Here is a 14,736-nt window from a genome sequence, read left to right on the forward strand (position 1 = left end):
ATGGCGCTGAGTGGCACCGCCGCGTTCCTCGTCAGCATGCTGACGCTGGGCGCCATCTACGCCATCCTGGCGATCGGCCTGAACCTCCAGTGGGGCCAGACCGGCCTGTTCAACATCAGCGTCGCGGCCTTCTGGGGGATCGGCGCCTACACGGCGGCGCTCGTCTCGAAGGCGGGCGACGCCGACACCGCCTTCGGCTGGGCGCTGCCGTACCTCTGGGTCGACGTCCTCGGATTCCCGATCCCGATCCCGGTCGCGATCCTCGTGGCCGCGCTCGTCTGCGGGGTGGTCGCCGTCCTCATCGGCATTCCGACGCTGCGGTTGCGCGCGGACTACCTCGCCATCGCGACGCTGGGCCTCGCCGAGACCATCCGCCTGATCTTCCTCAACGAAGGCTGGTTGACGGGCGGCGGCACGGGGTCGACGGTGAACAACCCCCTGATCGACCTCGAGTACACCAACCTCACGCTCCTGGTGATCACGCTGATCGTCCTGGGCATCGTCTACTGGTTGGCCGAGAGCGGCGTCCGGAGTCCGTGGGGCCGCGCGCTGGAAGCGATCCGCGACGACGAGGACGTCGCCCAGGCGCTCGGGAAGAACACGTTCTCGCTGAAGATGCAGGCGTTCGTCATCGGGAGCATGATCATGGGAATCGCCGGGGCGCTGACGGCGCTGCGGCTCAACTACCTCACCCCGTTCGAGTTCATCCCCGAGTACACGTTCTACATCTGGATCGCCGTCATCGTCGGCGGCAGCGGCTCGAACCGCGGGGCGATCCTCGGCGCGGGATTCCTGATGCTGCTCCGCGAGGGCCCCCGATTCATCGCCGACGAGGTGCCGTCGATATCGGCCAGCATGGCCGCAGATCTGCGATTCCTGCTGATCGGCGGCCTGCTGATGCTGATCGTGACCTACAGGCCGCAGGGATTCCTCGGCGACAAGCAACTCATGACGGAGGACACATCATGACCGAGCGTCACGCACGACGCGGACGGATTGAGAACCGCGACCGTCGATCTCGCCGCCGCGGGGAGGTGACCGGCGCATGAGCGACGAACCGCTGCTCGCCGTCGACAACATCGAGAAGCACTTCGGCGGCATCACCGCCGTCGACGGCGTCGAGTTCGAGATCGAGGAGGGAACGATCGTCGGCCTGATCGGCCCGAACGGCGCCGGCAAGACGACGACGTTCAAGATGCTCGGCGGCTTCCTCCCGCCGGACGCCGGCGCGGTCCGCTACCGCGGGACCGATCTGCAGGAGATCATGCGACCGAGTCGCGCGGAGAAGACCTACCTCGGCGGCTCGGCGGCGCTCGTCGCCGGTCTCGGCGGCCTCGCGCTCGCCGGCCAGTCCGATCCGTCGATGGCCGTCGAGGCGGGCGCGGCCGCCGTCGGCGCGGGGGCCGGTCTGGGCGCCTATCACGGCCAGAATCTGCTCAAGACGCAGTACCTCGGGCACAAGTACAGCCGGCCGTTCCAGGTCTCGCGCGCTGGGATGATGCGGACGTTCCAGATCACGCGCGAACTGGAGGGCCTGACCGTCTTCGAGAACCTGCTGCTCTCGCCGAAGGACCAGCCCGGCGAGAACGTCCTCAAGACCTGGCTGCGCTTCGACAGCGTCGCCGAGACCGAGGCCGCGAATCGCGAGCGCGCCGAGGAGGTCCTCGAGTTGCTCGACTTAGAGCACCTCAGGGACGAGTACGCGGGCAATCTCAGCGGCGGGCAGCGCAAGCTGCTCGAACTCGGCCGCGTGCTGATGGCCGATCCCGAGCTGATCCTGCTCGACGAACCCGTCGCCGGCGTCAACCCGACCCTCTCGAAGACGCTGCTCGAACGCATCAGGGAGCTGCGCGACCAGGGCTACACCTTCTGCGTCGTCGAGCACGACATGGACGTCATCATGAACCTATCGGAGCGCATCATCGTCATGCACCAGGGCAAGAAGTTGATGGAAGGCACCCCGGACGAGGTACAGGGCGATCAACGAGTCATCGACGCGTACCTGGGGGGCTGACGATGGCGCTACTCGAAGCGCGGGACGTGGTCTCGGGCTACGGCGACGTCGAGATCCTCCACGGCGTCTCGATCGACGTCGAGAGCGACGAGATCGTCTCGATCATCGGCCCGAACGGCGCCGGCAAGTCCACCCTGATGAAGACGGTGTTCAGCCTCGTCGACTGCTGGGACGGGTCGATCACCTTCCGCGGCGAGGACGTCACCCACGACCAGACGTCGACGCTGGCGCGCAACGGGATGTGCTACGTTCCCCAGACGGAGAACGTCTTCCCGACGCTGTCGGTCGAGGAGAACCTCCGGATGGGCGGCTACATCCTCGGCGATCCGCCGAAGGAGAACTACGAGCGGATCTACGAGCACTTTCCCATCCTCGCGGAGCGAAAGTCCCAGCAGGCCGGCTCGATGAGCGGCGGCCAGCAGCAGATGCTCGCGATGGGCCGCGGCCTGATGGTCGATCCCGACCTGATGCTCGTCGACGAGCCCAGCGCCGGGCTCGCGCCCGACCTCGTCGACGACATCTTCGAGAAGATCATCGAGATCAACGAGAGCGGGACGGCGATCCTGATGGTCGAACAGAACGCGCGCAAGGCCCTGGAGTTCTCCGATCGCGGCTACGTCCTCGAGATGGGCGAGAACCGCTTCGAGGACTCCGGCGACGCCCTGCTCGACGACCCGAAGGTCGGCGAACTCTACCTCGGCGCCTGAGAGCGCGGTCCGTTCGCGTCCGTTTTCCGTTCTGCCGGTTTTCAGTCCAGTCGATCGGCGAGCGCCGTCCCGAGTTCGTCGAGCGGAACCGTCGGCGACTCGGGCGGGTCGGGTCGCCCGACGTCCTCCTTGAAGCCGGTGCCGGTGGCGACGAGGACGACGTCGTCCTCCGCGTCGAGCACGCCGTCGGCGGCGAGGGTGCGCGCGCCCGCCAGCGTGGTCGCCGAGGCCGGTTCGACGCAGGCGCCCGCGCGGGCCGCGAACGCTGCCGTCGCGGTCCGGATCTCGTCGTCCGTAACGGCGGTGACGCTGCCGCCGGTGTCGCGGGCGGCCGTCAGCGCGCGATTTCCGCTCGGCGGGTCGCCGTTGCCGATCGAGTAGGCGATCGTCCCGCCGCCGTCGGTCGGGCTGACGGTCTCCGCGCCGGCCGCGTACGCCTCGGCGATCGGCGCGCTCGGGGCGGCCTGGACGAAGTGGAGTTCCGGAATCGAGGGCAGGACGCCCGCCGCGTCGAGATCGCGGAGTGCCCTCCAGGCGGCGCTCGCGTGCCCGCCGCTGCTGGCGGGCATCACGATCGCGTCGGGTACGTCGGGGGCGAACTCGTCCAGGATTTCGAGGACCGTCGTCGCCTGCCCCGCGACGCGCAGCGGACTGTCGGAGTTGACGAACGAGATGCCCAGTTCCGACCCGAGTTCGAGCGAGCGCTCGTAGAGCCGGCCGTAGTCGCCGTCGACGCGGACGACCTCCGGGTCGTACTGGCCGATGAGCCGCAGGCGCGCCGCGGAGATGTCGGCCGGTACGAGGACGACGCAGGGGACGTCCGCGCTCGCCGCGTGGGCGGCCACGCTCATCGCCATGTTACCGTGCGAGACGGTTCCGACGGGCCGGCCGCGTTCGGCGGCGGCCGCGACGCCGACGGCGCTGCCCCGGTCCTTGAAGCTTCCCGTCGGGTTCCGCCCCTCGTCCTTGAGATAGGTCGCACAGCCCGCCAGCCCGTCGAGCCGCGGCGTTCTGACGAGCGGCGTCCCGCCGGCTCCGGCACCGATCCCGGTCGGTTGCCGACCGTCGGTCCCCGCCCGCGTCGATTCCACGGGGGCGTCGACCGGCAGCAGCGATTCGTAGCGCCACATGCCCGGCCCGTCGGGGAGCGCTTTCCAGTCGAACCCCGAGCTATCCGGTTCGAACCAGAGCGGTTCCCCGCAGACACAGCGGGCGCGCTCGTCCCGATGGTACGTCTCGCCGCACGCGTAACACGAGAGCGTCTCGGTCATACGAACACGTTACCTGCGGCCGTCGTATGTGTTTGGGTCCGGAGACGGCGAGGACGGGCCTTACTGCGTCCCGTCGCGAACCACGTCGGCCGTGAGCGTACCGACGCCGTCGACGGCCGCCCGAACCCGGTCGCCGGGCGAGAGCGGGTGCGCGCCGGGCGTGCCGGTGCTGATGACGTCCCCGGGTTCGAGCGTCATCACTCGCGAGTGGTAGGCGACGAGTTCGCGCGGCGGGAAGGCCATGTTCGAGACCGAGTTCGAGGCTCTCACCTCGTCGTTCACCACCGTCTCGACGGTCACGTCGTCCAGATCGATCGGGTCGGTGCGCAGCCACGGTCCGAGCACGAGGAACGTGTCGAAACTCTTCGCGCGCGTCAGGTAGCGCGGATTTCGCTGGAGGATGTCCTCCGCGGTCATGTCGATCGCGGGGACGTAGCCCGCGATCACGTCGTCGACCTCGTCCTCGGCGACGTTCCGACAGCGACGGCCGATCACGACCGCGAGCTCGGCCTCGCCGGTGACGCGCTCGGTCCGGTCGGTCGGCGGGAGCCGGATCGGCCCGCCGGGTCCGGTGAGCGTCGTCCCAGGCTTGCAGAAACTCGCCGGCTCGTCCGGGTAGGTCGCGTCCAGGTCGTCGGCGTGATCGACGTAGTTGAGCCCGATCCCCCAGAGCGTCCCCGACCCCGAGACCGGCGCCGACAGCGAGAGCTGATCGGCCGGGATGCGGTCGTGCGGAGCCGCGGTTGGGTCCGGGAGGCCGTCGGCTGCGGCGGCGAGAGCGTCCGTCTCGTCGGAGTGGCGGGGATCGGCGCTCGAGAGCGGGACGAAGCCCGTCTCGTCGCCGACGTAGTAGGCGCCGTCGGCCGCTCGGGCGAGCCGTCGCACGGAACTCACCACCGCCTCCGCGTCGGGATCGTTGCCCATTTCGGTTCGCGGCAGTCGGCGTTCGATCGACGCGTCGGACCGTCGTGACTCGCGTCCATAGCGGTGGTGGGGAAAGCAGCCGCATTAAGATTGGGGCGAGGTTCCGGCGGCGGCCGGAGAGACGTGCCCGGGGTAGTCGGCCCGGGTCCCGACCGACGTCCTCAGAGCTCGACCGTCGTCCCGACGTCCGCCGCTTCGGCCAGTTCGACGATGTACGCGGCGGTCGCGGCGTCGAAGACCGCCGAGCCGACGCTCTCGACGACGATGATCTCGTCCGCGTCGTCTCGCCCCGCCGTTCCCTCGAGCGCGTCGGCCAGTGAACCGATCGCGCCATCCGCCAGCTCCGCCGCGATCACGTCCCCCGTGTCGGTGACCTCCTCCGGGACGTCGGCGAACACCTGACTCGCCCGGTCGAAGGTTCTCGGATCGAGTTCCTGCATCTCGGGGGAGAAGGCGCCGACGGCGACGACGAGCGTCCCGGGCGCGAGCCAGTCGCCGTCGAGGACCGGCGACTCGGCGGGCGTCGCCGTCACCACGGCGGTGGCGCCCTCGACCGCCGCGCGCGCCGAGTCGACCGCTTCGACGGGCGCGTCGAGGTCGTCGTCGAGTTCGCTCGCGCAATCGAATCGGGAGTCGCTCGGCGAGTAGACGCGGACGCGCTCGACGTCGGTCGCGGCCGCGATCGCGCGCGTCTGCCAGCGCGCCTGCGTGCCGGCGCCGACGACGCCGAGGTCGACGGGCTCGGTCGCGAGTTCGCGCGCGGCCAGCCCGCCGATGCAACCGGTTCGCATCCCGGTGACGTGCGTGCCGTCCATCACCGCTACCGGGAGGCCCGTGTCGGCCTCGTTGACGACGATCTGGGCGGTGATCGTCGGCAGGTCGCGCGCCGGGTTCCCCTCGAAGAAGCCGACCAGCTTCGTCGCGTAGTAGTCCGAGCCGTGGACGTAGGCTGGCATCGTCAGCCCGGTACCGAGCGCCTCGTCGGGCCGGTCCGGATCGAGACCCGCTCCCACCGGGAAGTGCGGACGCTCGGGGCGGACGACCTCGCCGCGCCCCTGCTTGATTAGCGCCGTTTCGATCACCGACAACAACTCGCCGATATCGAGCAGCGACGCCACCTGCGTCGCGTCGAGTACGCGGACCATTACCCGGGGGAAGGGCGCCGTCCGTGTTAGCTCTACTCCTCGAGTCGGGGGCGGAATCCTTGCGGCCATCGAAACACCTTACGTCCGAGACCGCCTGGCGCCAGTATGGCTCCCGGAATCGACGCGCGGCTCGAACGGATCGGCATCGACGACAAGTACGTAAACATCCCGATGGACCACGGCATTACCATCGGCGCGACCGACGGATTGCGCGACATCGAGTCGACCATCGACGCGGTGACACGCGCCGGGGCGAACTCGGTCCTGACGCAGAAGGGCCTCGCCCCGCGCGTCCATCCCAACAAGAACGACGCGGGCTACGTCGTCCACTGCAACGCCTCGACGGTGATCGGCCCGGCGAGCAACGACAAGCGCGTCACCTGCACCGCCGAGGAGGCGCTCCGAGCGGGCGCCGACGCCGTCTCGATCCACCTCAACGTCGGCAGCGACTACGAGCCCCGCCAGATCGAACAGCTCTCGGAGCTCGTCGCCGACGCTCACCGCTACGGCCTGCCGGTGCTGGCGATGACCTACGCCCGCGGCGCGAACCTCGAGGGCGAGGATCCGGAACACGACGCCGACTACCTCGCCCACGCGGTTCGCCTCGGCGAGGAGCTGGGCGCGGACGTGCTCAAGACGGCCTACAGTGGCGACGCGGAGAGCTTCGAGCGCGTCGTCGCGGCCACCGGCAAGCCGGTCATTGTCGCCGGCGGCTCGCCGCGCGACGACCGCGCGATGCTCGAACAGATTCGCGGCGCGATGGACGCCGGGGCGGCCGGCGTCTCGACCGGTCGCTCCGCCTTCCAGCACGACGACCCGGGCGCGTACGTCCGCGCCGTTTCCGCGATCGTTCACGACGACGTCTCCGTCGAGACGGCGCTTTCCGAACTCGCGGACGGCCGAACGTCCTGATCACACGCCGCACGGCCTGACCCCGACGCCGAACGAACCGATCGCCGCCCGGTTCGGTCGCCGGCCGTACCGATCCGTTCCTCGCTCACTCGCGCTGGATGACGAGCACGCCGACGAGCACCAGCAGCCCGCCGGCGATCGTCGCCGCGGCCAGCGGTTCGTCGAGCAGGATCACGCCGAGTAGTACCGCCGTCGCCGGTTCCAGACTCGAGATGATGCTCGCGCGACTCGCGCCGATGTAGGCCAGGCCGGCGAAAAAGGCGCCGATCGGGATCGCCGTCGCCAGCAGGGCGACCGCCGCCAGGATCGTCACCTGGTAGCCGGTCGTCGGAATTGTCAGCGAATCCGTCGCCAGTCCGAAGACGACGAAACTGACGCCCGCCGACGGCAGGACGTACGCCGTCAGCGTCTGGGCGTCGACGTCGTCGAGGGCGACGTGGCTGGTCACGTAGTAGCCCGCGTAGACCAGCGCCGCCGCGAGCACGACCGCGACCCCGCGCGGATCCGCGCCCGCCGGGTCGACGCCGGAGACCACGGCGACGCCGCCCAGCGCCAGTGCCAGTCCGACGACGGTGTAGCGGGTGATCCGTTCGTCGAGGAAGACGTACGAGAGGACGACCACGAGCACCGGATAGGTGTAGATCACCAGGCCGACCAGGCCGGCGGTCATGTACTCCAGCCCGAGGAAGTAGAGGCCGCTCTGGGCGGCGTAGAACCCCGCGCCCAGCAACACGGCGACGCCGAGCGCCCGCCCGCGGAGGACCCGCAACTTGCCGCTGTAGGCCACGAGCGCCCAGAAGCAGAGCGTCCCGCCGAGAAAGCGGTAGGTGAGGACCGTCGGGATCGAGAGGCCGGCGGCGGAGGCGTACTTTCCGAGGACGCCGAGCGTGCCGAAGGACGTCGCCGAGAGCACCATCAGCAGGACGCCCTTCGTATCGCTATCCATGCCACTGGATGCGCGTGACACCCACAAAAAGGTGCGTTCGCCGGAAACACTGCGGGGAATGGCCGCGTCCACGGTCGGGGTCTGCGTTCCGGAGCAAGCGATCCGACCGCCGGACCGGGCTGACGCGAGTGTCCCGGAGTAGAAAAATACTAATTACTCACGCAGGTGTGCCCCCATCAGCGGTGAGGGGCCAACTCGGGCCGGACGCGGTCGCGGCCGATCCGGTCGGTAATTCACGCGACGTGATGTGGTTCCGTCCCCGGTTCTCCGATCAGTTCGTCTCCCCTCCCAAGAGTCACCCGTCGTGGGTCCCCGGTGACTGCGCGGCCAGGACGGACCTCCGCTGCGGTGAGTGAGCAGTTCGGTACGCCGTTGCAGGCTGGCGGATCGCTAGCACGACGGCCGTATCCACCCCTGGTCGATCCGACGCCACCGTCCTGGCCTCGACGAGTTGTCGTCGGTGTCCCCTCTACGGACATACCGGGTAATTACTACTGATCTTCCATCCGTCGTTCGCGATCGCGGCGCTGCGACGGTCGAGATTCGAGCGCCTTTTGCTTCGGCCGACACAGACGTTCGGTCGTGAAACGCGCACGAATCCAGACGCCGACGGGGACGGTTCGCGGCCGGTACGAGGACGGCGTCGTTCACGCGGACGACGGCGCGTATCGCGTCGGCGTCGACGGCCGGCTCACCTATCCCGCCACGCCGTCGACGATCTACTGCGTCGGCCGCAACTACGCCGAGACGATCGAGCAGATGGACTACGATCGCCCCGATCAGCCCGCCTTTTTCATCAAACCGCCGGCCGCGCTCGTCGGACCGGAGCGCCCGATCCGCTACCCGGCGTGGACGGACGAACTCACCTACGCCGGCGAACTCGCCGCGGTGATCGGCGAGCGCTGTCGGGCCGTCGATCCCGCCGACGTTCCGGACGTCGTCGCCGGCTACACCGTTATGAACGACGTCGACGCGCTCGACCAGCCCGGTCGCACCGCCCGCAAGGCCTTCGAGACGTCGGCCCCGCTCGGCCCCTGGATCGAGACGGACCTCGACCCGCGCGGGATCGAGATGGAGACCGTCGTCGACGGCGAGGTGCGCCAGTCCGCGACCACGGACCTGATGCTGTTCGACCCGTTCGAGGTGATTGCCTTTCTTTCGGAGCGCGTCACCTTCCAACCCGGGGACGTGGTGGCGTTTGGGAGTCCGGCCAACCCAGGCACCGTCGAACCCGGCGACGCGATCGCGATCTGGTACGAGGGCGTCGGGACGCTCCGGAACACGGTCGTCGCCGACGACTGAACGGCGGTCGCCGAACGTTCGCGGGCATCCAGCGAGCGAACGCGCCGTTTTTCCGTCGCCACCTGATGCGGTGCGACGCACTCCCTCGCTTCTTCCGTCGAACATTTTCGAGAGATAAGCCTATGATCGGGAGTATCCGGCGGCAGAAGCCCCTATTCCGCAGTCCGGAACTACCCGATTTTCGGTCAATTTCGCGGCTGTTCTGGTCGAACCGCCGGTGACACGCCGCTTCACGCGAGCCGAGTCCGTGTGTGGGCCGGCGGATCCCTCGGTCGATTTCACCGTCGTCGTCGCTTGGCCGGGATGCGCGGCGGCGCCGTGATCGACCCTCGGCTGCAACTGGATGCTCGCCGCGAGCGGCGGCCGTCTTCCATTACACGCGTATGTATGTAAATACCAGAGGTTGATTCGTGAAACACCCGCCCGGTTGCCGAACAACTGTTCCCCCTGGCGGAACACGCTGGCGCACGTGTACGCACGCCGTGGGGTTCGCGAGAAACCGGGTGCCGTCGTCTCAATCGACCATATCCGGCGACCGGGAACTTCGCCCGCCCGCTGCCCGTTCGAGTCAGACCGATTCGAACGTCGCGAGACCCGATCGGGGCGACCCGGGCGGCGGTGGCCGTCACGCCTGCTTCCGGCGAGTGATCGGTGCGAACCGGGATCGGCGCTCGGCTGGCTTCCGTCGCCACACCTGGAGCGTCTCCGCGCCGGTGGGGAGGTTCCCGTTCCTCGCCGCAGAACGACGCGTCGGCTGCGTTGTCGGTTTCGGCGGTTCCGCGGACGAAACTGGCCCAGATGCGGCATATCTTGCGGGACAGCTGGTATCGGGGATTTCCGGTGTCTACATTCAGTTGCCCGCACCGGGAAACGCGGCCCCGCGATTCCCGTTTTCGGAACCATCACGCTGCGGATCGATCGGTCGCCGAGACGGTCCGAGACGCCGATCGAACGGCGCGCAACGGGTTCGCCGGTAGGCGACGGCTCGAGCCGGAGGCAACGTTTAACGTGGTTGGGTGTAACTCGCAAACGTATGTCCGCCGACATAGCGACACGGATCGGTGTGGACGTCGGGGGCACCTTCACCGACACGGTGTTCCTCGACGAATCGACGGGCGAGTTGACCATCGCCAAGTCGTCCTCGACCCCCGCCGACTATTCGCGGGGAATCCTCGAGTCGATTCGAACGGTGACCGACGACCTCTCGCAGGTGGATTTCTTCAGTCACGGCACCACGGTCGGCGTCAACGCCCTGCTGGAGAACGACCTCTGCGAGATGGGCCTGCTCACCACGGCCGGTTTCCGGGACGTCCTCGAGATCGGCCGGAGCAACCGGACCAACATGTACGACCCGTTCTACGAGAAGCCGGACCCGCTGATCCCGCGGCGGGCGCGCCTCGAGGTCGACGAGCGCGTCGACACGAACGGCGACGTGGTCGAACCGCTCGATCCCGACTCCGTTCGCGAGGCGCTCGACGGGCTCGTCGATCGGGGCGTCGACGGCGTCTGCGTCGCGCTGCTCAACGCCTACGCGAATCCCGACCACGAACGGCGGATCGGCGAGTTGATCGAGGCGGAGTATCCGGACCTGTTCTACACGCTCTCGTCGTCCCTCTCGCGCGAGTACCGGGAGTACGAGCGCACCGCGACGGCCGCGATCAACCTCGGGATCACGCCGGTGATGGAGGACTACCTCGACACGCTCGAACGCGAGTTCGCGGGGATGGGGTTCGACGACGAACTCTACATCATGCAGTCAAACGGCGGGATCATGTCGACAGAGAGCGCGAAGGGTAGCCCCGTCAACACGCTGAAGTCGAGTCTCTCCGGCGGCGTCGCGGGCCTCCTCACGCTCGGCGAGACGATCGGGCGCGAGAACCTCATCGGCGCCGACATGGGCGGGACGAGCTTCGACATCGAGCTCGTCGTCGACGGCGAGGCCCGGACGCGCTCGTCCTACCAGGTCGAGACGCCGACCTCGGGCGACGACGGCTATCCCGTCATGACGCCGACGCTCGACGTCCACTCGATCGGGGCCGGCGGCGGCTCGATCGCCTGGGTCGACGACGGCGGCGGGCTCCACGTCGGGCCGCGCAGCGCCGGCGCGGATCCGGGCCCGATCTGCTACGGCCGCGGCGGCACCGAACCCACCGTTACGGACGCCAACGTCCTGCTCGGCCGGCTGAACCCGGACCACCTGCTCGGCGGCGACCTCTCGCTCGACCTCGCGCCGACGCGGGGTGCGTTCGACTCGCTCGGCGACAATCTCGACATGGAGCCGCTCGAGGCGGCCGCGGGCATCCTCGAGATCGCGAACACGAACATGGCGCGCTCGATCCGGACGAACGTCCTGCGCAAGGGCATCGACCCGCGCGAGTTCACGATGGTCGCCTTCGGCGGCGCGGGCCCGACCCACGCGGTCGAGATCGCCGGCCAGATCGACATTCCGGAGGTCCTCGTCCCGAACTCGCCGGGTAACTTCTCGGCGTGGGGCATCCTCACGACCGACGTCAAACACGACTACGTGCGGACCTACGTCGACCCCGTGGCGGCCGTCGAGCCGTCGACGCTGGCCGACGCCTTCGCCACCCTGGAAGCCGAGGGGGGCGACCAGCTGGCCGACGAGGGGATCGACCCGTCGGACCGGCGCTTCGTCCGCGCGGTCGACGTCAGGTACGTCGGCCAGGAGCACACGCTGACCGTGCCGGTGCCGACGGGCGAGCTGTCGGGCGCGGATCTCGACGCGATCACCGAGCGCTTCGACGAGGCCCACCAGGAGCAGTACATGCACTCGGCGCCCGAGGAGCCCAAGGAGTTCGTCTCGATCCGCCTGACCGCGTTCGGCTCGATGACGTCGCCCGAACTGCCGTCCGTCGAGGCGGGCGAGGAGACGCCGCCGGAGGCGGCCTTCGTCGACGAGCGCGACGTCCACTTCGCGGAGACGGGCTTCGTCGAGACCGACATCGTCGACCGCGACTCGCTGCTGGCGGGCAACCGCCTGGCGGGCCCGGCGATCGTCGAGGAGGACACTTCGACGACGGTCGTCCCGCCGTGGAGTTCGCTCACCGTCGACGAGTACGGCCACCTGCGACTGGCGACGGGAGCCGACGCGGACGGATCGGGGGCCGTCGCCATCGAGGAGATCGCCGGCGAGACCGGAGGTGACGGCCGATGACCGACGTCGACGCGGTCACGGTCGAGGTGCTTCGCAACGCGCTCGCGAACGCCTGCGAGACGATGAAGGTGACCGTCGAGCGCACGGCCTACAGCTCCGTCATCACCGAGGTCGTCGACTACAGCGTCGCGATCATCGACCCCGAGGGCAACCTGATCGCGGAGACGGCCGGCCTGCCGGTCTTTCTGGCGACGCTGTCGCACTCGGTGCTCGAAGTTGACGACGTCATCGGCTACGAGAACCTCGCGGACGGCGACATCGTCTTCTGTAACGACCCCTACTCCGGGGGCTTCTCGCACAACCCGGACGTGACCGTGCTGAAACCGGTCTTCGTCGACGGCGAGCTGCTCGCCTTCACCTGCTTCCGCGGGCACGTGCTGGACATGGGCTCGCGAACGCCCGGCGGCTGGCTCAACAACTGCGAGAACGTCTACCAGGACGGCGTCTGCTTCCCGCCGGTCAAGCTGTTCACCGCCGGCGAGGAGAACGAGGACATCAGCCGCACCATCGAGCGCTCGACGCGCTACCCTGAAACCGTCATGGGCGACATCCGCGCGATGGTCTCGGCCGTCCGCGTCGGCGACGACCGACTCAGTCAGCTGCTCTCGCAGTACGGTCGCGACACCTACGACGCGGCGACCGACCGCATGCTCGAGAACGCGGAGGGCATCGCCCGCGAGGCGGTCCGCGAGCTGCCCGACGGCACCTACTCGGGAGAGTACGCCGCGGACGGCGACGGCGACGACGACGATCCGATCACCGACGAGATCCGCGTGAAGATGGAGATGACGATCGACGGCGACGAGATGACGATCGACTTCGCCGGCAGCGACCCCCAGACCGGCGGGCCAATGAACTGCCCCGGGCCGACGACGGAGTCGGTCGTCCGCATGGGATTCAAGGGCCTGACGACGCCGAACGACGCCAACAACGAGGGCTACTTCGAGCCCCTCACCGTCGAGACGCCGAGTGGGTCGGTCGTCGATCCCGAGCCGCCGGCCTCCTGCGCGCTCAACTGGATCCACGTCGGCGGCATTCCGGACCTGATGCTCAAACTGCTCGAAGAGGAGATTCCCAACGAGGTGACGGCGAGTCACTTCGGCACGCCGTGTGCCAACTTCGTCTACGGCGTCGACCCGCGCAGCGAGCGGGGCTACATGCTCGTCGAGGGCGACGCCGGCGGCTGGGGCGCCATGCCCGACGCGGACGGCCAGAGCGGCCTCTTCACGAAGGAACTGGGCGACACGCGCAACACGCCGATCGAGGTGCTCGAATCGCAGTACCCGCTGCGCGCCGAGGCGTTCACGCTCGTCCAGGACTCGGGCGGCCCCGGCGAGTACCGCGGCGGACTCGGCGTCCGTCGCTCGTACACGCCGGTCGATCACGACGCCCAGATCACGGCCACCTTCGACCGCCAGGAGCGCTCGCCGCCGTGGGGCGTCTGCGGGGGCGAAGAGGCCGGCCGCGTCAACAGCGTCTACGTCGACCGGGCCGACGGCGACCGCGAGCGCTGGGGCAAGCTCACCGACGTGACCGTCGCCGAGGAAGAGACGATGCACTTCCAGACCGGCGGCGGTGGCGGCTACGGACCGCCATCCGAGCGCGACCCGGAGCGCGTCCGCGAGGACGTCGTGGACGGCTACGTCTCCCGGGAGCAGGCGGCCGAGCGATACGGCGTCGTGGTGAGCGAGGATGGCGAGCTGGATCGCGAGGCGACTGCGGACTTGCGCGCCGAACACCGCGAGGCCGACCAACGGGAGGCCTCGGACAGAGCGAGCGGTGATACCGCGAGCCGCGAGGCCGCAGCGACCACCGGGAGCGAGGGCTCGGAGGACTGATCAGATGGTCACGGCACCGCCCGACGACGCGCCGACGCTTTCCCTCGCCTTCGAGGGCGGCGAGACCGTCCCGGTCGCCCTCCGCGAGGAGCGCGCCCCGGAGACGTGCGCGGCGATCCGCGGGGCGCTGCCGATCGAGGAAACGACCTACCACTCGCGATGGTCCGGTCGCGAGGTGAACGTCGGCGTCGAGGTCGATCCGACGATCCCGCCCGAGGACCGGACGGCCCACACCAGCGTGGGCGACGTCGTCTACTGGCGCGACTGGGACCTGCCCGCCGACGAGGCGCCCGAGGCGATCGCGGTCTACTACGGTCCCGAGACGATGCGCGGCCCGCAGGGCCCGCTGTCGGTGACCCCGTTCGGCCACGTCCCGCCGGCCCACTGGGAGCCCCTCGAGACCGTCGGCGAGCGGGTCTGGAAGGAGGGCGGCGAGACGCTCAGGCTGGAACTCGACGGCGAGTAGCTCGCGCCGAGCGGATATTTCTCTGAGAAGGAGCGG

General features: G+C 69.1%; 12 protein-coding genes. 8 read left to right on the top strand and 4 right to left on the bottom strand.

All coding sequences use genetic code 11. The features are described from left to right. The 3 genes from MXA07_RS03860 to MXA07_RS03870 all read left to right on the top strand — a co-directional run bounded on the left by MXA07_RS03860 (position 1) and on the right by MXA07_RS03870 (position 2,721). Positions 1–969, top strand: a complete 969-nt coding sequence (locus tag MXA07_RS03860; RefSeq protein ID WP_247730736.1) for a branched-chain amino acid ABC transporter permease — start codon at positions 1–3, stop codon at positions 967–969. 76 nt (positions 970–1,045) lie between these two features. After that, positions 1,046–2,014 carry an ABC transporter ATP-binding protein gene (locus MXA07_RS03865; protein ID WP_247730737.1) on the top strand — a complete coding sequence of 323 codons (969 nt, stop codon included), beginning with the start codon at positions 1,046–1,048 and terminating at the stop codon, positions 2,012–2,014. 2 nt (positions 2,015–2,016) lie between these two features. Continuing rightward, on the top strand, positions 2,017–2,721 hold the full coding sequence (locus tag MXA07_RS03870; protein ID WP_247730738.1) for an ABC transporter ATP-binding protein: 705 nt from the start codon (positions 2,017–2,019) through the stop codon (positions 2,719–2,721). 41 nt (positions 2,722–2,762) lie between these two features. Here the strand turns inward: MXA07_RS03870 and MXA07_RS03875 are convergent, their stop codons facing one another. From MXA07_RS03875 to MXA07_RS03885, 3 genes are all read right to left on the bottom strand, one after another. Continuing rightward, positions 2,763–3,992 carry a threonine synthase gene (locus MXA07_RS03875; RefSeq protein ID WP_247730739.1) on the bottom strand — a complete coding sequence of 410 codons (1,230 nt, stop codon included), beginning with the start codon at positions 3,990–3,992 and terminating at the stop codon, positions 2,763–2,765. Between the two features lie 60 nt (positions 3,993–4,052). Then, positions 4,053–4,877 carry a fumarylacetoacetate hydrolase family protein gene (locus MXA07_RS03880; protein ID WP_247731702.1) on the bottom strand — a complete coding sequence of 275 codons (825 nt, stop codon included), beginning with the start codon at positions 4,875–4,877 and terminating at the stop codon, positions 4,053–4,055. Positions 4,878–5,077: 200 nt separating this feature from the next. After that, positions 5,078–6,061, bottom strand: a complete 984-nt coding sequence (locus MXA07_RS03885; RefSeq protein WP_247730740.1) for an ornithine cyclodeaminase family protein — start codon at positions 6,059–6,061, stop codon at positions 5,078–5,080. Positions 6,062–6,166: 105 nt separating this feature from the next. On the opposite strand from MXA07_RS03885, the gene MXA07_RS03890 reads away from it, so the two are divergent. Then, a complete protein-coding gene (locus MXA07_RS03890; protein WP_247730741.1) occupies positions 6,167–6,973 on the top strand; it encodes a 2-amino-3,7-dideoxy-D-threo-hept-6-ulosonate synthase in 807 nt (268 codons plus the stop codon). 85 nt (positions 6,974–7,058) lie between these two features. Here the strand turns inward: MXA07_RS03890 and MXA07_RS03895 are convergent, their stop codons facing one another. Then, positions 7,059–7,919, bottom strand: coding sequence for a DMT family transporter (locus MXA07_RS03895; protein WP_247730742.1), 861 nt, complete (start codon positions 7,917–7,919; stop codon positions 7,059–7,061). Between the two features lie 582 nt (positions 7,920–8,501). On the opposite strand from MXA07_RS03895, the gene MXA07_RS03900 reads away from it, so the two are divergent. From MXA07_RS03900 to MXA07_RS03915, 4 genes are all read left to right on the top strand, one after another. Continuing rightward, positions 8,502–9,221: a fumarylacetoacetate hydrolase family protein gene (locus MXA07_RS03900; RefSeq protein WP_247730743.1), complete on the top strand. Its 720-nt coding sequence runs from the start codon at positions 8,502–8,504 to the stop codon at positions 9,219–9,221. A gap of 1,033 nt (positions 9,222–10,254) precedes the next feature. Then, positions 10,255–12,396 (top strand): hydantoinase/oxoprolinase family protein, encoded by a 2,142-nt coding sequence (locus MXA07_RS03905; RefSeq protein ID WP_247730744.1) that lies wholly within the window; start codon positions 10,255–10,257, stop codon positions 12,394–12,396. Next, positions 12,393–14,234 (top strand): hydantoinase B/oxoprolinase family protein, encoded by a 1,842-nt coding sequence (locus tag MXA07_RS03910; RefSeq protein ID WP_247730745.1) that lies wholly within the window; start codon positions 12,393–12,395, stop codon positions 14,232–14,234. The genes MXA07_RS03905 and MXA07_RS03910 overlap by 4 nt, the downstream gene beginning before the upstream one ends. 4 nt (positions 14,235–14,238) lie before the next feature. Further along, entirely contained in the window at positions 14,239–14,700 is a 462-nt protein-coding gene (locus MXA07_RS03915; protein ID WP_247730746.1) for a DUF3830 family protein, read from the top strand. Positions 14,701–14,736: the final 36 nt, after the last annotated feature.

This window comes from Halovivax limisalsi (genome assembly GCF_023093535.1).
GTDB lineage: Archaea > Halobacteriota > Halobacteria > Halobacteriales > Natrialbaceae > Halovivax > Halovivax limisalsi.